This window comes from Gordonia gummivorans, assembly GCF_022513585.1.
In the GTDB taxonomy this organism is placed as follows: Bacteria; Actinomycetota; Actinomycetes; order Mycobacteriales; family Mycobacteriaceae; genus Gordonia.
Window position 1 is genome coordinate 1 of record NZ_JAKWBF010000003.1, and the last position, 19,883, is coordinate 19,883.

General features: G+C 65.8%; 20 protein-coding genes and 1 pseudogene. 6 read left to right on the plus strand and 15 right to left on the minus strand.

Translation table 11 applies throughout. From position 1 onward, the window contains the following. Positions 1–217 precede the first annotated feature (217 nt). Entirely contained in the window at positions 218–373 is a 156-nt protein-coding gene (locus MKW15_RS03005; protein ID WP_240856074.1) for a hypothetical protein, read from the plus strand. 23 nt (positions 374–396) lie between these two features. On the opposite strand, the gene MKW15_RS03010 is transcribed toward MKW15_RS03005, so the two are convergent. The 4 genes from MKW15_RS03010 to MKW15_RS03025 form a co-directional block, all read right to left on the minus strand. Beyond that, the gene (locus MKW15_RS03010) at positions 397–1,530 is read right to left on the minus strand and encodes a glutamate--cysteine ligase (RefSeq protein WP_240856075.1); all 1,134 of its coding nucleotides are present in this window, start codon (positions 1,528–1,530) and stop codon (positions 397–399) included. 27 nt (positions 1,531–1,557) lie between these two features. Continuing rightward, entirely contained in the window at positions 1,558–2,220 is a 663-nt protein-coding gene (locus tag MKW15_RS03015; protein WP_240856076.1) for a superoxide dismutase family protein, read from the minus strand. Between the two features lie 84 nt (positions 2,221–2,304). After that, the gene (locus MKW15_RS03020; RefSeq protein ID WP_240856077.1) at positions 2,305–2,790 is read right to left on the minus strand and encodes a LytR C-terminal domain-containing protein; all 486 of its coding nucleotides are present in this window, start codon (positions 2,788–2,790) and stop codon (positions 2,305–2,307) included. A gap of 89 nt (positions 2,791–2,879) precedes the next feature. Further along, complete coding sequence (locus tag MKW15_RS03025) at positions 2,880–3,236, minus strand: DUF3263 domain-containing protein (protein ID WP_012832574.1); 357 nt, start codon at positions 3,234–3,236, stop codon at positions 2,880–2,882. Between the two features lie 260 nt (positions 3,237–3,496). On the opposite strand from MKW15_RS03025, the gene MKW15_RS03030 reads away from it, so the two are divergent. Genes MKW15_RS03030 through MKW15_RS03050 form a run of 5 tightly spaced genes read left to right on the plus strand, consistent with a single transcriptional unit; the run spans position 3,497 to position 6,915 of the window. Then, entirely contained in the window at positions 3,497–4,102 is a 606-nt protein-coding gene (locus MKW15_RS03030) for a peptide deformylase (protein ID WP_240856078.1), read from the plus strand. Positions 4,103–4,113: 11 nt separating this feature from the next. Beyond that, entirely contained in the window at positions 4,114–5,091 is a 978-nt protein-coding gene (locus MKW15_RS03035) for an N-acetylglutamate synthase, CG3035 family (protein ID WP_240856079.1), read from the plus strand. Continuing rightward, on the plus strand, positions 5,091–5,642 hold the full coding sequence (locus MKW15_RS03040) for a guanyl-specific ribonuclease (RefSeq protein ID WP_240856080.1): 552 nt from the start codon (positions 5,091–5,093) through the stop codon (positions 5,640–5,642). Before MKW15_RS03035 ends, MKW15_RS03040 begins: the two co-directional genes overlap by 1 nt. Beyond that, on the plus strand, positions 5,639–6,127 hold the full coding sequence (locus MKW15_RS03045; RefSeq protein ID WP_240856081.1) for a barstar family protein: 489 nt from the start codon (positions 5,639–5,641) through the stop codon (positions 6,125–6,127). Before MKW15_RS03040 ends, MKW15_RS03045 begins: the two co-directional genes overlap by 4 nt. A gap of 2 nt (positions 6,128–6,129) precedes the next feature. Next, positions 6,130–6,915, plus strand: coding sequence for an exodeoxyribonuclease III (locus MKW15_RS03050; protein WP_240856082.1), 786 nt, complete (start codon positions 6,130–6,132; stop codon positions 6,913–6,915). A gap of 410 nt (positions 6,916–7,325) precedes the next feature. Here MKW15_RS03050 and MKW15_RS03055 read toward each other — a convergent pair whose 3' ends face one another. The 11 genes and pseudogenes from MKW15_RS03055 to MKW15_RS03105 form a co-directional block, all read right to left on the minus strand. Then, positions 7,326–8,147, minus strand: a complete 822-nt coding sequence (locus MKW15_RS03055) for an ABC transporter permease (RefSeq protein WP_240856083.1) — start codon at positions 8,145–8,147, stop codon at positions 7,326–7,328. Continuing rightward, on the minus strand, positions 8,144–8,959 hold the full coding sequence (locus MKW15_RS03060; RefSeq protein WP_240856085.1) for an ABC transporter permease: 816 nt from the start codon (positions 8,957–8,959) through the stop codon (positions 8,144–8,146). Before MKW15_RS03060 ends, MKW15_RS03055 begins: the two co-directional genes overlap by 4 nt. After that, positions 8,956–9,953, minus strand: a pseudogene (locus MKW15_RS03065) (ATP-binding cassette domain-containing protein). The gene MKW15_RS03060 and the pseudogene MKW15_RS03065 overlap by 4 nt, the downstream one beginning before the upstream one ends. Before the next feature lie 63 nt (positions 9,954–10,016). After that, positions 10,017–11,189, minus strand: a complete 1,173-nt coding sequence (locus MKW15_RS03070) for an acyl-CoA dehydrogenase family protein (RefSeq protein WP_308221007.1) — start codon at positions 11,187–11,189, stop codon at positions 10,017–10,019. Next, a complete protein-coding gene (gene mbtM, locus MKW15_RS03075; RefSeq protein WP_240856086.1) occupies positions 11,186–12,832 on the minus strand; it encodes a long-chain-fatty acid--ACP ligase MbtM in 1,647 nt (548 codons plus the stop codon). Before mbtM ends, MKW15_RS03070 begins: the two co-directional genes overlap by 4 nt. Then, positions 12,826–13,596 carry an alpha/beta fold hydrolase gene (locus MKW15_RS03080; RefSeq protein ID WP_240856087.1) on the minus strand — a complete coding sequence of 257 codons (771 nt, stop codon included), beginning with the start codon at positions 13,594–13,596 and terminating at the stop codon, positions 12,826–12,828. The genes mbtM and MKW15_RS03080 overlap by 7 nt, the downstream gene beginning before the upstream one ends. Before the next feature lie 6 nt (positions 13,597–13,602). Then, complete coding sequence (locus tag MKW15_RS03085) at positions 13,603–14,790, minus strand: acyl-CoA dehydrogenase family protein (protein ID WP_240856088.1); 1,188 nt, start codon at positions 14,788–14,790, stop codon at positions 13,603–13,605. Between the two features lies 1 nt (position 14,791). After that, positions 14,792–15,940, minus strand: coding sequence for an acyl-CoA dehydrogenase family protein (locus tag MKW15_RS03090; protein WP_240856089.1), 1,149 nt, complete (start codon positions 15,938–15,940; stop codon positions 14,792–14,794). Continuing rightward, the gene (locus MKW15_RS03095; protein ID WP_240856090.1) at positions 15,937–16,224 is read right to left on the minus strand and encodes a phosphopantetheine-binding protein; all 288 of its coding nucleotides are present in this window, start codon (positions 16,222–16,224) and stop codon (positions 15,937–15,939) included. The genes MKW15_RS03090 and MKW15_RS03095 overlap by 4 nt, the downstream gene beginning before the upstream one ends. Next, positions 16,221–17,801 carry an AMP-binding protein gene (locus MKW15_RS03100; RefSeq protein WP_240856092.1) on the minus strand — a complete coding sequence of 527 codons (1,581 nt, stop codon included), beginning with the start codon at positions 17,799–17,801 and terminating at the stop codon, positions 16,221–16,223. Before MKW15_RS03100 ends, MKW15_RS03095 begins: the two co-directional genes overlap by 4 nt. A 25-nt stretch (positions 17,802–17,826) precedes the next feature. Further along, positions 17,827–19,497 carry a (2,3-dihydroxybenzoyl)adenylate synthase gene (locus MKW15_RS03105; protein ID WP_240856093.1) on the minus strand — a complete coding sequence of 557 codons (1,671 nt, stop codon included), beginning with the start codon at positions 19,495–19,497 and terminating at the stop codon, positions 17,827–17,829. Between the last annotated feature and the right edge of the window lie 386 nt (positions 19,498–19,883).

Below are 19,883 nucleotides of genomic sequence, written 5' to 3' on the forward strand. Positions count from 1 at the left end.
TCACCGACGATCTGATCCCGCTCTGCATCCCCTGCCACCAGTTCAACCCTTCGAGACGCTCGCAAGCTCGCTCCTCAGGGCGGCGCCACCTCGACATCTGGATACCCACCCTGGCCGAAGGCCGCGCAGTCATCTGGCAGCACGCAGCCACCGGCAAAACCATCATCACCTGGCCGTGAAAGCGGATACCTGCAGCGCAGCACTGCATACTCAATACATGAACAAGCACGTTCGGATCGCTTCTGATGACGACGAACCTCGGCAGTCGCAGGCCCGAAAACTGGCTGCCGTCCGAAACGCTCTCACGTACGAGTTTCCGACCGGTGACATCGACCAGATTCTCAGCGAGACCGAGGTTGGCTACCGGGAATGAGCCCCGGCCATGTTGACTGACAACTACGAAACCGGTTGCGCCAGTTCCTCGACCACCGACGCGACCACGTCGCGCATACTGCCGGTGCGTGCGTACACGGCACGCTGGCGCTGATAGCTGGCCCCACGCTCGATGATTCGTGAGACACCCGCCAACTCGTCGACGCACTCGAGGTCGCGTGCGATCGGCGCCAGCCGCTCCAGAACGTTCGATAGGTCCTCGGTCACCAGCCGTTCGGTGCAGTCCGAGTCGAGGATGACGATGGCCTCGAGGCCGTAACGTGCTGCGCGCCACTTGTTCTCCTGAACCAGCCACGGCGCCATCGTCGGCAGCGCCTCTCCCGCGGTCAGCCGCCGATCCAGATCGACGACGAGACAGTGGATCAGCGCGACCACCGCCGACAGGTCGGCCACGTTGGTCATCCCGTCGCACACCCGCACCTCGATGGTGCCCAGATGCGGCGACGGCCGGATGTCCCAACGGATTTCGTTGATGTGGTCGATGATGCCGGTGGTCTTCTGGTCGCCGACGAACGCCTCGAACTCCGACCACGTCGCAAACTGGAAGGGCAGACCCGCCGTCGGCAACTGCTGGAACATCATTGCACGGTTGCTGGCGTAGCTGGTGTCCTGCCCGGCCCACATCGGCGAAGACGCTGAGATCGCCAGCAGGTGCGGATAGTAGTTGAGCAGGGCGTCGAGGATCGGTAACACCTTGTCGCGGTGGCTGATACCGACATGCACGTGCAGACCCCAGATCAACATCTGGCGTCCCCACCACTGGGTCCGCTCGATCAGCTCCGCATACCGGTGCCCCTCGGTGAGCAGCTGCGTCGACCATTCGGCAAACGGATGCGTACCCGCGCCGTACAGGTCGACGCCCAGTTCGTCGGCGATCCTGCGCACCACCGCCAATGTCCCGGTGAGGTCGTCGACCGCCTCGGCTGTGGTCCGACAGATACCGGTCACCAGCTCGACGGTGTTGCGCAGCAACTCCTTGTGGACCTGCCCGGTCCGCTCGGGGTGCTGCTCGGCGACGGCCGCAAACAACGCCGCAGCCGAGTTCGAGAGGTCACCTGTTTGCTTGTCGGTGAGTGCGAACTCCCATTCGACGCCGAGCGACGGGGTCGGGGATCCCTGAAACGGGATGGACGTCACCACGTCTGGCCTCGGGGGTTGGTATCGCTACGCGCCGAGCTCGATGACGCCGCAGGCCAGACGAGCGCCCGCATCGCCGGTCTTGAGGGTGTTGGGGCTCGGGTTGGGCACGTTGCCGAAGTTGTCGGGCTTCTCGTGGATGATGATCGACTTGCCGATGATCTGCTGCAGGGTCACGGCGTCGGTGACGGTCACCGTCTCGCCGGTGCCGTCCTTGAGGATGTTCATCGAGATCAGGTCGCCACTGGACGGATGCGCGTTCGCGTCTCCGACCTGCAGGTGACCGCCCGCCGCGCTGAAGGCCTCACCGTCGGGGCCCGGCGCACACTGGCCGTTGGTGTGGATGTGCATGCCGTGGAATCCCGCCGGGATGTCACCACCGGTGACCTTCACGGTCACGGTCACCGGACCGCCCGCCCCGCGGGCCACGAACGTCGCCTCACCGACCCGGTCGCCGTCCTCGTTCTTGATCTCGGCCTTCGCCTGCTGTCCGGTCGGGACGTTGTCCTGGTTCTCGACCGAGCCCGGAGGCAGTGGGACGTCAGAGATCACCGGGGGCGTGGTGCCCTTCACGTCCGACACCGGCTCGTCGGGGGTACAGCCCGCCAGCACGACGCCGAGCGCACCCGCCGAGGCCAGTGCCGCGGCGATGCGCAGGGTGGTCGGACGAGATTTCCTACTGCCGGTCATGTCACTCCTTGGTCGATCCTGGTGAGGGCTGCGGGCGGCACCGTGGTGCGTGTTCGTATCGGGCCGCAATCGTACCGGGTCCGTTCATTCGGACCGCTCGAAGGCGATGACGGGGATGCCGTCCTCACATCGGCCGGCAAACGCGGGTGCACGTTCTTCCACGACGTAGCTGCCACCGAGTGCCGCGGCGATCTGGTCGGCCTGCGCCTTGGACGCGGCGTCGTCGTAGAAGATGGTGTTCTCGCTGAAGGTGCCGTCGGTGTAGGTCTGCGGCGCACGGGTCTGGAAACCCTTGGCCTTGAGCTCGTTGGTGACCTCGCGGCCGAGACCGTTGATGCCACCGGCGTTGTAGACGCACACAGGCTTTGCGGCGGCCGCCGCCGTGGTCGAGGTGGGTGCCGCCGACGTCGTGGTCTGGGTCTTGTTCGCAGCTTCCAGCGCGGCTTCCGGGTCGTCGGACGACGTTGCTGCCGAATGCCATCCCAGACCGATGAAGACCACGGCGACAGCGAGCAGCAACATGGCCCCGGCACGCAACGGAAGGCGATTGGGCTCACGATCTGCATTCATCAACGACGACCTTAACGCACTTCGCGAGGTGGCCCGGCGTCAGACGTCAGTGATATCCGCGGCACGCATTGAGAGCTCGCAGCCACGCATCACGTGATCTCGAAGCCCAGCCGACGGGCCGCGCGGGCCTTCTGCCGGGAGGCCCGAAGCCGACGCAGGCGCTTGACCAGCATCGGGTCTGCAGCCAGCGCTTCGGGGCGGTCGACGAGCGCGTTGAGTACCTGGTAATAGCGGGTCGCCGACAGGCCGAACAGCTCCTTGATGGCTTCTTCCTTGGCTCCCGCGTACTTCCACCACTGACGTTCGAACGCCAGGATGTCGTGTTCGCGCCGCGACAACCCGTCGGCCCCGACCTCATGCGGGTCCACCGCTGACTGATCGGCGGCAGCGTTTTCGGGGGTGGGTTGATCGCCCTGCTTCTGGCTACGCGCAGCTGCGCCGTCCATCTCGCTCCCTCACGATTCGCCCTACCGTCGACCCGCACGACCACCGCGTCGGGCAGCTCTGCCGGGAACACTTGGCCCGCTCGCTTCGCTCCCGGCGCCGCCGCCAAATCACAATGGTGTGGTTCGTAATCATCTAACCACGCACCCCAACCGCGAACGCGGTGTGACTCGCCCGGTTCGTGCGGCATCAATTCTCTCCCAGGTCGCCGCGATGCGGGCAACGAGAAAGGACGCGGAACCCACCCAGTAATCTGAGCCGCATGGCCATTCTCCCGATCTGCATCATCGGCGAGCCGGTGTTGCACGAGCCCACGGCTCCCGTGGCGCTCGACGATGCCGGCAAGCCGTCGGCCGAGACGATCACCCTGCTCGACGACATGTACGACACGATGGACGCCGCACACGGTGTCGGTCTGGCGGCCAATCAGGTCGGAGTCGGGCAGCGGATGTTCGTCTTCGATTGCCCCGAGGGTGAACGTTACGAAGCCCGACGCCGCCGCGGCGAGGTGATCAACCCGATTCTGGAGACCTCCGAGATCCCGGAGACCATGCCCGACCCGGACGACAACGACGAGGGCTGCCTGTCGGTCCCCGGCGAACAGTTCCCCACCGGACGCGCCGACTGGGCGCGAGTCACCGGCGTCGACCGCACCGGCGCCGAAGTCGTGGTGGAGGGCACCGGGTTCTTCGCCCGCATGCTGCAGCACGAGGTCGGCCATCTCGACGGCTTTCTGTACGTGGACGTGCTGATCGGGCGCAACGCCCGCGCGGCCAAGAAGTCCATCAAGAAGCACAAGTGGGGTGTGCCCGGTCTGACGTGGATGCCCGGCGAGGTCGAGGATCCGTTCGGCCACGACGACGACTGACCACGCCCACGGTGACCGAGCCAGCTGACCTCTTTGCGGGCGACCGTGTCGTCGTGCGCTATCGGCTCGGCGAGGCCACCCCTGCGGACTGGCGCGGTGACCGGGACGCGGCACGCTCGGATGTGACGGGCTTCCTCGTCGACGACGCGGACCCGCTCGTTCTCGAACGCGACGGCACACGCGAATCCATCCCCCGCTCGGCTGTCACCTCGGTGCGGCTGCTCTCGGCAAAGCCGGTACGCAACAGCGAGATTCGCAACCTCGAGCATGCCGCCGCGCTCGCCTGGCCCGGTGTCGAATCGGCGTGGATCGACGGCTGGCTCCTCCGGGCCGGCGGCGGATTCACTCGACGCGCGAATTCCGCACTGCCACTGGAGCCTTCGGCCCGATCGGCGCAGAGCCTACCGCAGATCGCGGCGTGGTATCGGCGTCGCGACCTGCCGGTCCTGCTGTCGTTGCCGGACCGCCTGATGACCGCCGGGGTGATCGACGGCGAACGCGGCGTCGAGGTGCAGGTCCTGACCGCCGACCTCGAAACATTGCTGGCGCGTGGAGCCTCCATGCCGAACCTCGAGATTCGCCTCGATGACGAACCATCGGATCAGTGGCTGCACGCCTACCGCCCCGACGCCGACGTTGAGCTCGCCCGGAGGGTGACGACGGCCGCCCGCGGACCGGTCAGGTTTGCGACGATCGGCACCGATGACATCTCGGCGATCGGGCGGGCCGCGGTCACCGCTGGGCCCGACGGCGTTGCACGGCTCGGTCTCACCGCGTTGTGGACCGCCCCGGACCGACGACGCTCCGGACTGGCCGGCGCAGTCTCGAGACGTCTGGTCGAGTGGGGTGCCGCAGAGGGCGCCGCGTCGGCCTACGTGCAGGTCGAGACCACCAATCGTGTTGCCGGCGCGTGGTATCGGCGCCGGGGCTTTGCCCTGCACCACACCGCGCACTACCTGACCCCGACCATCGAAGGAAACGCGATCTGATGCCACGATCGGCTCCGACTGCCGCGGCCCGACGACGCCAGGCACTCATCACCGCCATCGCCCTCGTCGTGATCGCAGCGGTCTTCGGTGTCACCTGGCTGATCAACAGACACGACGATTCCACCGCGTCGACAACGACTGCCGCCACGTCCGTGACCAAGTCGTCGGCAGCCAAGACGTCAACAACCAAGACGTCAAGGTCGGCCAAACGGTCCTCCACAGCAGCCGTGTCCACGTCGAGGTCGACGAGCACGTCGTCGCGGGTGCCTGCCCGAGTTCGACAAACCCTGGCGCTCATCGACTCCGGCGACTGGCCAGAAGCCGCCAACGCACCCGGCACACACGGCGGAGATGTGTTCCGCAACAACGAAGGAAAGCTTCCGCGCACCAACCCGGGCGGAACGCGCATCACCTATCGGGAGTGGGATGTGAACCCCAAGAAGCGCGGTCAGAGCCGCGATGCCGAGCGGATCATCACCGGCAGCGACGGTTCGGCCTACTACACCGCCGATCACTACGTCAGCTTTGTCGTCATCCGGAACCGGCGATGAACCCGGAGACGCTGCGCGACTTCCTCGCCGATGCCGGCGGTCACGGACCCGTCGTCGGCATGCTGCGCGACGACGCGCTGACCCGGACCCCGTCGGGCCTGCGAGTACGCAACGTCGACGCCACTGCGGCGACCACGCTCGACGACCTGTTCACCGCGTTCGCTGCGGCCTGGCATTTCCCGGATCATTTCGGCCACAACAAATCCGCCTTCGACGACTGCATGCGCGATCTCGACGGCTCCGCCGAACCCGGCTCGGCACCCGCCGGATTCCTGACGCTGATCACCGATGCACATATGCTGCTGACCGACGATCCCGACGGATTCGACTGGTTTGCCGAGTCGATGCCGTTCTATCGTGACCACTACCGCGACCACGACAGTCAATCGGTGTTCGCCGTTCTGCTGTGCACGCCTCGGCGCTATCGCGACACGGTCCGAACACGCTGGCGCGCAGCCGGTGTGCGGGTTGCCGAGGTGCGGTGACGATGCGAATCGCCACCTGGAACGTCAACTCCATCCGCGCCCGGTCGGAAGCGGTGGTCGCCTGGATGGACTCCAACGACATCGACGTGCTGGCCATGCAGGAGACCAAGTGCCACGATGACAGCTTTCCCGTGATGAGTTTCCTCGCAAGCGGTTACGACGTCGCACACATAGGTCAGGGGGCCTACAACGGCGTGGCGATCGCATCCCGCGTCGGGCTCGACGAGGTGGAGATCGGCTTCGAAGGGATGCCGACATTCCCCATCGACGGTCGCGAAACCGCCGAAGCGCGAGCGCTGTCCGCACGCTGCGCCGGCGTGCGGGTTTGGAGTCTGTACGTCCCGAACGGCCGAGCCCTCGACGACCCGCACTACCGCTACAAGCTCGATTGGCTCGACGCGCTCGCCGGCATCACGTCACTGCAGCTCGCCCACGACCCCGCCGCGGAGATCATGCTCGCCGGCGATTGGAATGTCGCCCAGCAGGACTCCGATGTCTGGGACCCGGGCTGCTTCGAGGGCAAACCACACGTCTCCGACGCCGAACGATCCGCTGTGCGCGCCTTCCTCACTGCCGGGCTGGCCGATTCGGCACTTCCCTACGCGCCGGGCTACACGTTCTGGGACTACACCGCGCTGAGGTTCCCCCGCAACGAAGGCATGCGCATCGACTACGCACTCTGCTCCCCCGCACTCGACACCCGCGTCATCGGCGCCACCGTCGACCGCAATGCCCGAAAAGGCAAGGGCGCCAGCGATCATGCCCCTGTGATCTTCGACATCACCTGACCGGTCGGGCGCACTGAAAGTAGGGGAAGAAACTTCTTCCCCTACCCTTGGAGTCCTCCCCCAGAAATTTCGCGGGGAGGACTTGGAACTTAGGGGACGAAGTTCTTCCCCTAGATTTTTCGGCACGACGCAAGCGCATTTGCGCAGGTCAGCCGGATTGGTCACCGAACTCTTCGGATCAGCGACCCACCCGCCGCCTGCGGTGTCGATCGTGGAGGCGGGAAGAGCGGAGCCGTCCAAAGCGGTCGTCCTCAGGTGCCTCCGAGGGCACGTTCCCCTCGGAGACACGTCACGGCGACCGTTTCAGACGCCAACTCCCGCAGCGATCCTCAAATTCTCCGTAGGTCGAGGAGCGATGCGCGCGGACCGTCGGCAACCCGGTCAGAGATGTGGTCGCCGTGCTCGTCGAATCAGATCGACCGCTGTGCGGCTTTGCGATAGCCGCGAACGGCGAGCACACCGAACACGACCGAAAGCCCTACGGTCCAGACAATTGTCAGCGCAAGCGGACGCGCGACGGGACCTCCTTCGGTGAGTCCGCTGAGTGCGTCGACCGCCGGACTCATCGGTTGGTACTCGACGATCGGCTGCAGCCAGCCCGGATACTCCGACAGCGGCGCGAAGCCGGTATTGAAGAACATCATGAACAGGAACGGGATCGCCGTCTCCTCCATCAACGACCGCGGGGCCACGGTCGCGCACGCGATCATGACGAACACGATTCCGGTCCCGGCGATCACCGGAACCAAGAGGGCGGCGACACCCGCGAGCCAGCCCTGAGTGAAGCGGAACCCCATGGGGATTGCCACTGCGAACAGGACCACCGTGGCGATCGTGATCCGCACGACCTCTGCCAGCACCCGGCCCAGAAGGTAGCCCGATCGCGGTACCGGCAGGGTCGACAGGCGGGCGAGCAACCCCGTCTCGCGTTCGCTGATCAGTTGCAGCCCGGTCATGATCGTCCCGAACATCGCGCCGACCAACGCGACCAACCCGGTGTTGCGATAGATGCTGTCGCCCAGACCCAGGTTGGTCGTCGACTGTCCGAGCACGAGGTGGAAGACACCGAGCAGAAATGCCGGGAAGACGAGCGTCTGCACCACCACACCCGGATCGCGAACCCAGGTGCGTAGCAACGCCGAGGCGTGCACGACGGCCTGGGTACCGAGCAGAACCGTCTGGCGCAGGTATGGATCGATGGCCGAATGGGCCGGAACGGCAGTGGCGGTCATCGTGACACCTCCCGACGGTTGGCAAGAACGGAAGCGAACAGTCCCAGTCCGATCAGGATCACCGACCACGCGACGACCGACGTGATGTCGACGTCGGTCCCGGCCGCGAGCGCGCGCATCGCGTCGACGAAGATCGTCACCGGATTGTTGCTCACAAATGGGTGCACCCACTCCGGAAATGACTGCACAGGAACGAGTCCCGTCGAGACGACGACGAGGATCAGCTCCGGGATCATCAGCATCTGCGCGATGCTGTCGGGATGATCGGCCACCGATCCCGCCGCATCCGCCATGAGACTGAGGCTGACGGCAAAGATGACCGCCAGCAACACGAATCCGACGAGATCCCACACAGATCCGTGAAAGCGGAAGCCGAGGGCCGCGCCGAGCGCACAGGTCGACGCCAACGAGATCGTCACGCGTATTGAGGCATTGATCATCCGGCTGATCGGCGGCGCGCTGCGCGCCATCGGCAGCGATGCCAACCGGCCCCGGACCCCGCTCTGCGCGGCCCGACCGGCGATCTCGCACGAGATGATCGAGACGAAGATGGCGGCCTGGATCACGACCAACGGCACGAGGTTTTGGGCATAGTCGATACCCATTCGGTCGAACCGGCTGTGCAGGGGTACATAGAAGCAGATGAAGAAGACGATCGGCGAACCCACGGCGAAGACGAACTGTCCCTCGCGTGCACCGGATTTCAGGCTCTGCCGAGTCAGTTCGCCGATCGCGACCAGCGCCGGGACCGCGGTTCGTATCGCATCACCGCCGACCGAGGCCGGACGAGCGATCAGCGGGGCGACGCTCATTCGGCGCCCTTCCCGGCCATCACCGCGTCGCCCGATTCCGACTCGTCGGCCGATTCCGGTGTCTGCCCGGTCAACTGGAAGAACACCTCGTCGAGAGACGGACGTCGCAAGGCGATTCGAAGACCGGGATCGACGCCCGCTGCAGAGTGGCAACCACGGTGCCGACCGTTCCCAGTTCGTCGGGCGCAGCGACGGACAGCCGCGGACGCTGGTCGCCACCACCGGTGGCCGCCTCGATCTCTTCGAACTCCCGCAGGGCGGTACGGGTCCGGTCGAGATCTGCGGAGTCGAGCAACGTGATCTCGCACACCGCCGATCCCGCACGCTGTTTCAGCTGCTCGGGAGTGCCCTGCTCGACCACTCGCCCGTGGTCGAGCAGGACGAGATCGTCGGCGAGGCGATCGGCCTCCTCGAGGTACTGCGTGGTCAGCAGCACGGTGATTCCCTCCGTGCGCAGCGTCGACACGGTCTCCCACACCGACGCGCGACTCCGCGGGTCGAGGCCCGTGGTTGGTTCGTCGAGGAAGAGCACCTTGGGCCGGGTGACCAGCGCCGCCGCGATGTCCACGCGTCGTCGCATACCGCCGGAGAGCTCAGAAACCTTGCGATCCATGAATTCCACGAGACCGAAGGTCTCGGCGACCTCCTCGAGCCGCGACCGTGTCTCGCGCCGCGGCAGGCCGGTGAGCCGACCGAACATCGCGATGTTCTCCCGCGTCGTCAGCGACCCCTCGAGCGCCGCATACTGACCGGTGAGCGAGATCAGTTCGCGCACTCTGCCGGCGTCGTCGACGACGTCGTATCCGGCCACCGAACAACGGCCCGCTGTCGGGCGCTGCAGCGTCGACAGGATCGAGACAGTGGTGGTCTTCCCACAACCGTTGGGCCCCAACAGTCCCAGCACCGAACCCTCGGGGATCTCGAAGGAGATGCCGTCGAGCGCGCGGACGTCCCGGTACGACTTGGCCAGATCTTCGACCACGACCAGCGACATGGTGGTCACCCCATCCTTGAATCGTGAGCATAGCTGACGGTATATGGGTCACCCTGACAAACGTCAGGTGATGGAACCAGAGAATTGTTGGTAGGCATCGAAATCCGGCTTCATCGATGCGGCCACGAGCTCCCACAGGACCTCGTCGGTGCCGCCGCCGACGCGCGCGAGCTTCATGTCCCGCCACCACTGCGCGAGCGGGGTCTCACCGGTCAAGAAGCCCGAACCGCCGAAGATGTGCATACATTCGCCGATGACCTCTTCGCCGAGCCGCGCCGCCGACACCTTCATGGCAGCAGCGCTGCGCAGATCGAGCTTGCCTCCCGCTGCGATACCGGTCAGCGCTAGGCGCAGCATGTCGACACGGGAGACGAGGTCGGCCATCCGAAGCCGCAGCGCCTGGTGGTCGATCAGTGTCTTGCCGAACTGGGTGCGCTCGTGCATCCGCGCAAGCGTGACACCCAGGGCCAGTTCGCATGACGCGGCGACCTGCCCGGCAATCGACAGCCGCTCGTGGGCGAGGCCCCAGCTCACCGCCGCCAGACCGGTACCGGCACGCGCGATCAGATGGTCCGCGGACACCACAGTGTCGATCTCCACCGCAGCGGTATCCAGTGGCCCGGCACTGACTTTCGCGTAGGGCGGCATGATCGTCACCTGATCGGTCGGAACCAGGATCAACGCCACGTTTCCGTGCCGGCTCTCGGAGTCACCCTCGACGGTGCGCGCCACCACCAGGATGTAATCGGCGATCGGCGACAGCGAGACGAACTTCTTGCGGCCTTTGACGCGGAATCCGTCGCCCTCGGTGGAGATCTCGGTCTCCACGATCTGCAGATCCGAGCCGCCCGACGATTCCGAGGCTGCCAGGCACAGCACCGCATCGCCGCGGATGGCGCGCTCGGCGACGTCGGTCAGCAGCGGCGAGCGCCCACCGAAGCGACGCAAGATCGCGATGGCCGAATCGTGCAGGCTCACGCCCACACTGATGCCCGCGGAACCCTGGCGACCCAGCGCGTAGGCGAGTTCGACGAGCTTGGCGACGTCGGGCGTCTTTCCGTCGCCCCACTTCTGGGCGAACACACCGGCAGCGCCGAGACGCTCGAGCAGCTTGCGCGGAAATCGCTCTGCGGCTTCGGCTTCGGCGGTCCATCCACGGACCTCGTCGTCGAAGACCGATTCGAGCAACGCCCGATACTCCTCGACGGTGGTCTGTTGCGTGATCGTGGCGGTCACTTCATCTCACCGACCTCGACGAGTCGCTTGGTCTCCAGTCGGCGAATCTTGCCGGAGGTGGTGCGCGGCACCGAGCCGGGAGCCACGAAGATGACATCCGACGGCATGACACCACACTGTGCGGCGACTTCGGCCTTGACGGCGCTCTTCGCGGATTCCTCGTCCTCACCACGGAATTCGGCCACGATCACCAGTCCGGGCCGGGCCGACTGCTCGTTGCGGGCCATCGCAACCACGCAACCGCTGCGCACTCCCGACACCTTGGCCGCGGCACGCTCTATCTCGATCGGGAACAGGTTGCGCCCGGCGACGATGACGATCTCCTTGGCCCGGCCGCAGATCACCAGCTTGCCGTCGACGAGGTAGCCGATGTCACCGGTGGGGAACCACTCGCCTGCTGCCAGCGGCGGGTGCCCCAGGTAGCCGTTCATCATCGAGGTGCCTCGGATCTCCACATGTCCGACGGCGCGGTCGTCGATCTGCGGAATCTCACCATCGGCAGGTTCGACGATACGAAGTTGCATTCCCCCCAGCGGTTTACCGAGGATCGCATAGCGGCGGCGGATCGGAACCGACCCGTCACCCGGCGGGGTCACCGTCACCTCGTCGTAGTTGGCGCCGCTACCGACCGACGGAATCGTGACGGCACACGTCGACTCGGCCATGCCGTACGACGGCGCCGCTGCCCCCGGGTCGAAGCCGAATCGTTCTGTGACTTCGAGGAACTTGTCGAAGGCATCGGGATCGATCGGTTCGCCACCGCTGATCGACACACGCAGCGCCGACAGGTCCGCGTCCTTGATGAGCGAGCCGTACTTGCCCAGGATGTCGTAGGCGAAGTTGGGAGCCGCGGTCAAGGTGGCCCGCGACTCGGTGAGCCACTCGAGCCACTTGAACGGTGCCGCAGCAAAGGCCGAGTTCGGCACCAGCCACAGCGGGAAGCCTGCGCCCATCGTGGCGAGCAGGAAGGTCAGGCCCATGTCGTGATACAGCGGAAGCCAACTGAAGCCGATGTCGCGGGTGCGATGCACACCGAGTCGCACGATCAGTTCGGTGGTGTTCGTGTGCACTGCCTTGGTCGACAGGACGGCGGTCTTCGGGTCACCGGTGGAGCCGGCAGTACCCTGCAGCACCGCGGGCGCATCCTCGCCCACGCGACGCGGCTCGAATCCGGTTGTGTCGATGCCGGCGCCGTAGACCGCGACCTGCTCGACGCACATCCAGCCATCGACCTTGGCCAGCAGGTCCAACTGAGGTCCGCTGCCGAGAACCGTGCCGACGCCGATATCGGCGAAGCGCGCGTACGTTGTCTGGGCCCAACGCTCTTCGTCTGCTCCTCGGATCGGACCGGGCAGGATCGACACGGCGACGCCGGCGAGCCATGCGCCCAGCACCGCGGCAACCAGGTCGAAGCTCGGGTCGCCGATCAGCCCGACGTGGTGCGGCTCCACGCGCTGGCGATCGGCGAGGATCTGCGCCGCGACCTCCTCGGCCCGGGCGTGTACATCCGACCAGGGTCGGGTATCCCATGTCCCCGTTTCCGGATCGAGGACCGACAGCGAACCGTTTCCGGACAGCATTCCTTCGCTGACCGATTCCGCCAGAATGCTGGCTGTGCCAGCCTCATCGAGCGCCGTTACCATGCCCAGCCTTTCTCTTCGAGCTTTGCGATGAATTCAGTGATCAGGTCGCCGATCTCGTCGGCGTTCTGCAGATGCGGATGATGACCATGCCCGGGCAGTACCCGCCGGGTGACGTCGCCGCCGGCCGCGCCGACGATCCGGTCGAGTTGTGCGACGCTGCCGTACTGGTCGTTCTCACCCTGTACGAGCAACAGCGGCGCACCGATCCGACGGCACTGTTCGGTGATGTCGAAGGTTGCGAACTCGTCCGACAGCCACACGCCAGACCATTTGCGGAACAACGCATCCGGGTCGTCGTGGAACAGTGCAAGCGAGGGCCGGACCTTCGTGTCGAGCGACTCGGCGGTCTGCCGGATGCCGTTGAGGGTGACGTCTTCGACGAAGACGTGCGGAGCGATCAGCACCGCGCCGGCCACCGGATACTCGCTCGCATAGATGGCGGCAATCGACGCGCCGTCACTGTGGCCGACGAGAAACGGACGCTCGATTCCGAGTGTCGACAACACCTCCGGCAGGACGGTGAGCGCCTCGCTGTGCAGATAGTCCGGACCCGTCGGCCCGTAGCCCGCCGAACTTCCGTACCCGTGGCGCGAATAGACGAGGGTGGACATCCCGGTCCGGGCGCTGATCAGCGCGGGCAGACGACCCCACTGCCCCGCAGAGCCGAGACCCTCGTGCAGGAGGACCAAGGTCGGGAGATCTGGGCGATCACCTTCGTACACAAGGTATTCGAGCTCACCTCGGTGGTGTGCGAGAACTGGCATCGCGCCCTACCAACTGTGGTTGGAGACGTCCAGCATGTTCGCACCGAGCTGGGCCCTCCCCACGTAGTTGAGGCAGTCGATCGGCTTGGCCGGCATGATGGAGCAGAACTGCACCTCCCGCAGCAGTCGCTGCATCGGCCCATCCACCGCCATCGACGCCGAGCCGACGAGGGCAACTGCCTGCGCGGCAAGGGATTGTGCAGTCTCACCCAGGTGATACTTGGCGGCATAGACCAGCGAGTTGGTTGCGGTGTCCGAACGGTTGTCGGCGACAGCTCGCGCTGCACCCAAGGTCAGCGCGCGAGCGGCCTGCAGGTCGACGGCCATCGAGCCGAGACGCTGAATGCTCGGCGCGTCGTCGCGGCGGCGCGCGTCGTCGCCGATGCGCTCGCTGGCGAAGTCGACGATCGAGGTCGCAAGTCCCAGGTATGCGCCGAGGTAGCCGGCCGCCATCCAATGCGGTTCGCGGACAGCCTTGAACAAGGACATGCCCTCCACGCCGAGGAACAGGCGATCGAGGGGAATCGGTGTGTCCGCCAAGAACATCTGGGCGGTGGAGGTGCCACGCAAGGCAGTACCGCGCCATTCCTCTGAGAACGACACCCCCGGATCGTCGGCGCGAACCACAAAGTGCGAGACCTCGTAGTCGCCGTCCGCGTCGTCGGGCCGCGCGGTCACGACGTAGTAGTCGGCGACCCCGGCCAGCGATACGAACGACTTGTGTCCAGACAGGACGAACCCGTTGGCCTCACGCCGATAGGTGGTGGCGATCCCGCGCAAACGGGCACCGGTGCTGGGCTCCGAGGCGGCCGAGGCGAACATCCGCTGCCCGTCGACCACCTCTCCGACGACCCAGTCCCGGAACGCAGCACCGGTCGCACCGAGAGCATCACCGTCGGCCTCGAACAGCGAGCCGATGGCGACGTTGTGCATGTTGTAGCCAAGGGCGATGGCGCCGTTGGCCTTGGCCAGTTCGGCGAGCACGGTGGTGTAGCCGGCGAAGTCCAGACCGAGTCCACCCCGGTCCGGCGGCACCATCGCCGCGAGCAGACCGGACTCACGCAGCAGCGCGTACGCCTTGGCCGGCGCCTGGGTTCCCTCGTCGATGGGACCGGCGAGATCGGCGAGCTCCGGCAGGATCTCACCTGCGAGATCGAGTGCCTTCTGCAACGGCTCCGAGGTGGTTGTGTTCATCTCAATTCTCCACTGGTAGACCGAGATCGCGGGCTATCACCACGCGCAGCAAGTCATTGGTCCCGGCGTAGATCGAGGCGGCGACGGCACTCGAGAAGTTGATGGCGTATCCCGAATCCGCGACCACTGCCCGGGCACCGAACAGCGGTGCCGCAGCGGTCTCGAATGCGACGAGATCCTGTGCACACGAGATCTTCACCTGCGCCGCCTCCGTGGCCAGTGCGCTCAGCGGGGTACCCGCATCGATGCGGCGAGCCATGTCGTAGACCAGCGTGCGAACGCGGTGCTCGATGATCGACAGATCAGAGACCCGAGCCGCGACAAGAGGATTGGAGCCGAGTCCACGGCCGAACTGCTTGCGTTCGCGCAGCCACGTCACAGCCCGCTCCACGGTTGCTCGCATCAGGCCGACCGAGTAACTCATGAGCAGCGCCCGTTCCCAGGCCGTGGTGCTCGACAGGAAGGCCAGGCCGGATCCCTCGGTAGTCACCATGTCCGCGTCGGTGGCGGCCACGTGATTGAAATCGATGGCGCCCATGGGAACCTCGGTGAGTGCGGTCTTGTCGAACGGCTCCGACCGCACCACCCCGGGCCGGTCGGCCGGAATCAGGAAGGCGCTCAACGCAAACGGATGGCGCTCGGCCTCGGTGCGGGCGAAGGCCAGCACGAGATCGGCGGCCGGTGCTGCCGTGACATAGGCCTTGCGGCCGTCGATGCGCAGACTGCCGTCGTCGAGCCGATGCGCCGCGGTGTTCATCGACAGGGGGTCGGACCCGCCGGTCTCTTCGGTGAGTGCGTGGCACAGCAGCATCGAACCGTCGAGAAGACGATCCGCATAGGGCGCCAGCGGCTGCCGAGGCAACGCCGACAACGGCCACTGGATGCCGAAGAGTTGGGAGGCCAGCGCATAGCAGAGACCGGCCGGCACACCGGCTCGTCCGGCTCCTTCCACCACGGCCACCGCATTCTGGACAGCGCCGTCGCCGGTCGTGCCACGCAAGGAATCGGCCATCGCGGACGATACCGATGCAGTGGCCACCAGCCGACGCCAGGCGTCCCGGAACGGCACACCGGTCAGTTCCGGTGCAATCTCCGCGATTTCGGCGGCGGCATTGGCAGCACGGTCCACCGGCGGCGCGACGAGGGTCATCGGGTCGATCCGTCCAGCACCTCGGCAACCGTGGCGTGCAGTTTCGCGGGAGTCCGGAAGTTGCGGGCAACCACGATGTCCTCGGGCAGCTTCTGTCCGATGCGCTGCTCGAGAACGGCGACGATGTTCACGAGGGTCAACGAGTCGAGCAGGCCGGTGAGCAGCAGTTCGCTGTCCGGCGTGACGGCGTCGGCATGACCGTGACGGCGCGCGATCGCCCCGGAGACGATCGTGCAGACGTCCTCGACGGAGACTGGCGCCGTATCGACGTTGTTACTGGTCATGAAGATTCCTTCTCCTCTGTGTGTCCTGGCTGCGCAGCCAATGTCTTCAGGTGCTCGCGGTCGATCTTTCCGCGCCGGTTCGTCGGCAACGGCGAGCAGATGACTATCGAATCCGGTTGTGAGGCAACGGGGAGTAGCGCGCGGATGGCTCCGTCGGTTGCGGTGATCGCGTCGGCCGACTCCGTGGTCTCGGCGCCGGCGCCGGTGTCGAGGAACAGGGTGATCCGGTTGTCGGGCCCGGTGGCCACCGCGGCCGCGGCCAGCACGGACGCCTCTTCGCAGGCGATCGTCTCGATGCCGGCCAAGTCGATGCGATATCCGCGGCGCTTGATCTGGCTGTCGACCCGTCCGGTCAACACCAGTTGACCGTCGGCGTCGCGATAGGCGTGATCGCCGGTGCGATAGGCCCGCCGCACACGACCGTCGGGGAAGGCCAGTGCGACTGTGGGATCGACTACCTCGCCGCCGATCACATAACCCGTCAGCAACGGTGCGCCTGCGACCACCAATTCGCCTGCCTCCGCGGCGTTGCACTCCTCGTCGACGAGGAGGATCTCGACACCCGGCAACGCTGACCCCACCGGGACGGGTTCTCCCGTACGCCAGTTCCGGACATCGGCCGCTGTGCACACGTTGGTCTCGGTGGGCCCATACCAGTTCCGCACGTGGATGCCCGGGAAGGTGTCGAGCAGTTCGCGCAGCGCCGCAGGCGGATAGGGTTCGCCGGCAAAGGCAATCGCACGCAGCGCCGACAACGGTTGTTCCTGGCGTCGAACGGCCGAGACGATCCCACGCAGCAGGCTGGGCACCGCGTAGATCACCGAGATCTCGTTGTCCGCAAGCCATTCGGCGGCATCCTGCGGAAATGCCTTCAGCCACTCGGGCAACTGCACCGCGGTGACTCCGGCGATGGCGGTCGAGAAGATGTCAAAGGTGCTCAGGTCAAAGGTGAGCGCCGCCTGAGCTGCCACCCGTTCTCCCGCACGAAGTTCGAGAGATCTTGCGGCCCACTGCGCGAAGAACGCCACCGCCGACGACGACAGCAACACTCCCTTCGGGAGTCCGGTACTGCCGGACGTGAACAGCAGGTAGCCGGGTTCCGCGGACGGACCGTGGGCGTCGTCCTCGCCGCGTGCCGCCAGCAGCAACCCGTCCTGGGGCAGCTCGACGACGCGGCCGGCCGGGTTCACCCGGTCGATGCCGGTGCGGTCGGAAAGGACGTGGGTGATGCTGGCCTGGTCGAGCAGTGCAGCCGTGCGATCGGGCGGATCGGCCACATCGATCGGTGCGACGACAGCGCCAGTGGCGATGACCGCGTGGATCGCGATCGTGGCCGGTGCGGATCGCGGCAGGTACACCGCGACCGCACTGCCGCCACCCACCCCGGCAGCGCGAAGTCCGGCCGCCAGCTCGGTGACGCGTTCGGACAGTTCCGCATACGACAGCTCACCGAGTTCGGTTCGGATGGCACAGCGGTCGCCGTGTTCGATGGACGCCGCGGTGAGGATGTCGGCAAGCGGATTCGACGCGTCGGCTGTGGTGGTGGCAGACGCGCATGACGTTGACAGTGTGTCCATGGTCCTCAGCCTCGTCGGAGCAGACTCACGCGCCGGCAAGCTGCTGCCGCAACGCGTTCTTGTCCATCTTTCCCAGGGGAGTGAGCGGCATCTCGTCGATGATCCGCACCACATCGGGCGCCTTGTACGCGGCGAAACCTGCTTCGTCACCGAGGAAGTCGGCGAGATCACGCCGGTTGGGCGCGGATTTGGTGCCGCTCTCGACCACCACGAAGGCAACCGAACGTTCGCCGAGGGTTTCGTCGGGCTCGCCGATCAGCGCCACCGCCCGGATTTTCGGGTGCCTCAGCAGCGCACCCTCGATCTCGGTCGCGGCGATCTTCTCGCCGCCCCGGTTGATCTGGTCCTTGATGCGGCCCGACACGATGAGGTGGCCACTCTCGAGACGACGCACCAGATCACCGGTGCAGTAGAAGCCATCAGCGGTGAACGACTTCCGATTGTGCTCCTCGGCGTCGAAATAGCCACGCGGAGTGTACGGTCCGCGGACTGTGAGCTCGCCCACCTCACCGGTCGGCACCTCGTTGCCCTCGGTGTCCACCACTCGAATCTCGTCGTAGACGGAGACCGGTACTCCTTGCGTGGTGGCCAGCAGCTCCGGTTCGTCGTCGAGATGTGTTGCGCAGAACAACCCTTCGGACATACCGAGGATCTGCTGCAGGGTTGCGTCGAACTCGTCGATGATGCGACGCGCTTCGTGATCGGACAGGCGCGCCGATCCGATCTCGATGATGCGCAAGGAACTCAAGTCATTGGAGGTCCATGACCGCTCATCGAGCCACAACGGCGCCAGTTGCGGGTTGATCGCGGTCATGGTGACCCGCTCGCGTTCGATCAGCTCGAAGCAGATCGCCGGATCTTGGTGTGACGCAAGGACAACCTTGCCTCCGACGCGGAGCGTGGCCAGGATGCCCGGGCAGTTCCAGGTGTAGTTGAAGGCGATCGGCAAGACGGCGAGGTACACGCTGTCCTTGTCGAGCCGGCTCCGCTCGCCGGCCGCGCGCGAGTTGTATTGGTAGTCATCGTGGGTGCGCCCGATCAATTTGGGCATCCCGGTGGTGCCGCCGGAGAGCAGCAGCAGCGCGATGTCCGACGGCTTGGCAACATCTTCGATCGGATCGTCGCCGGCCGTCGACAACGTCGAGTACGGGACAAATCGGTCATCGGAACCGTGGTCGCCGAGATCGCCTGCGACGATGACCGTGCGAAGCGACGGCGACGTATCCAGAATGTCGCGCGCAAGTTCACGGTGATCGAAACGATTGAACACACCCGTTGTCACATAAGCGACCGCGCCCGTGGCCCCCGCCAGGTGCCCGACCTCGGCGTGCCGGTGGCCGGGTTGTGTGTGCACCGGGATCGCCGCAAGTCGCTGAAGAGCGAACCACGTCACGATGAATTCTGCGGAGTTCGGCAACTGGAGCAACACCGCGTCGCCGGCCCGAATCCCAAGACTTCGTAAACCGTTCGCAACTAGCGTTGCTCGATTCGCAAGATCCCGGTACGAAATCCGTTGTTCACCATCGACAATCGCCGTCGAGTCACCATAGGCGGCAGCCCACTCGTCGACCCGGGTACCGAAAGTCTTTCCCTCCCAGAGGCCCAGCTCTCGATACCGCTCGGCGTAGTCGGCCGGCCAATTGGGTATCCGGTCACGGATCGAGGTGGTCGGCGTCTCCAGATTGCTTGTCGTCATGCGCTATCCCTCTACGTGCACTTGAAGTTTGGTTCAGCGGCGCGGTGGCGAACACCACACTCGCAAGAACTCTCCGCGATCCCCCAGAGCGCCTGATCGAGTTCTCTTGGCGCTCAACAGGAGGCCGGTGGTCGGTTCACCGAATATCGTCATTCGGGTGGCCACGGCCTGCTGATGAGGGTAGCCTAACATGAGTTGGTCCCCGAATTAAGCCGAGGTTCGAGGCCCCGCCCGGGTATCTGTGCCTGCATTTCACCTCAGCACCGCGATGGGTTAGTGTGTGTAGCCTAACCTAATCTGCGTCGATCCGCGAGAGGGTCCTCTCCATGGTCAAGCCAGGACAACAAAATCCGAACTTGCCCGGCCAGCGCGTCGACCTGCGCCAT

Coding starts and splice junctions, on each gene's coding strand:
- MKW15_RS03005 (WP_240856074.1), top strand. CDS start 218: ATGAACAAGCACGTTCGGATCGCTTCTGATGACGACGAACCTCGGCAG.
- MKW15_RS03015 (WP_240856076.1), bottom strand. CDS start 2,220: ATGACCGGCAGTAGGAAATCTCGTCCGACCACCCTGCGCATCGCCGCG.
- MKW15_RS03020 (WP_240856077.1), bottom strand. CDS start 2,790: ATGAATGCAGATCGTGAGCCCAATCGCCTTCCGTTGCGTGCCGGGGCC.
- MKW15_RS03025 (WP_012832574.1), bottom strand. CDS start 3,236: ATGGACGGCGCAGCTGCGCGTAGCCAGAAGCAGGGCGATCAACCCACC.
- MKW15_RS03030 (WP_240856078.1), top strand. CDS start 3,497: ATGGCCATTCTCCCGATCTGCATCATCGGCGAGCCGGTGTTGCACGAG.
- MKW15_RS03040 (WP_240856080.1), top strand. CDS start 5,091: ATGCCACGATCGGCTCCGACTGCCGCGGCCCGACGACGCCAGGCACTC.
- MKW15_RS03045 (WP_240856081.1), top strand. CDS start 5,639: ATGAACCCGGAGACGCTGCGCGACTTCCTCGCCGATGCCGGCGGTCAC.
- MKW15_RS03050 (WP_240856082.1), top strand. CDS start 6,130: ATGCGAATCGCCACCTGGAACGTCAACTCCATCCGCGCCCGGTCGGAA.
- MKW15_RS03055 (WP_240856083.1), bottom strand. CDS start 8,147: ATGACCGCCACTGCCGTTCCGGCCCATTCGGCCATCGATCCATACCTG.
- MKW15_RS03060 (WP_240856085.1), bottom strand. CDS start 8,959: ATGAGCGTCGCCCCGCTGATCGCTCGTCCGGCCTCGGTCGGCGGTGAT.
- mbtM (WP_240856086.1), bottom strand. CDS start 12,832: ATGGTAACGGCGCTCGATGAGGCTGGCACAGCCAGCATTCTGGCGGAA.
- MKW15_RS03080 (WP_240856087.1), bottom strand. CDS start 13,596: ATGCCAGTTCTCGCACACCACCGAGGTGAGCTCGAATACCTTGTGTAC.
- MKW15_RS03085 (WP_240856088.1), bottom strand. CDS start 14,790: ATGAACACAACCACCTCGGAGCCGTTGCAGAAGGCACTCGATCTCGCA.
- MKW15_RS03090 (WP_240856089.1), bottom strand. CDS start 15,940: ATGACCCTCGTCGCGCCGCCGGTGGACCGTGCTGCCAATGCCGCCGCC.
- MKW15_RS03095 (WP_240856090.1), bottom strand. CDS start 16,224: ATGACCAGTAACAACGTCGATACGGCGCCAGTCTCCGTCGAGGACGTC.
- MKW15_RS03100 (WP_240856092.1), bottom strand. CDS start 17,801: ATGGACACACTGTCAACGTCATGCGCGTCTGCCACCACCACAGCCGAC.
- MKW15_RS03105 (WP_240856093.1), bottom strand. CDS start 19,497: ATGACGACAAGCAATCTGGAGACGCCGACCACCTCGATCCGTGACCGG.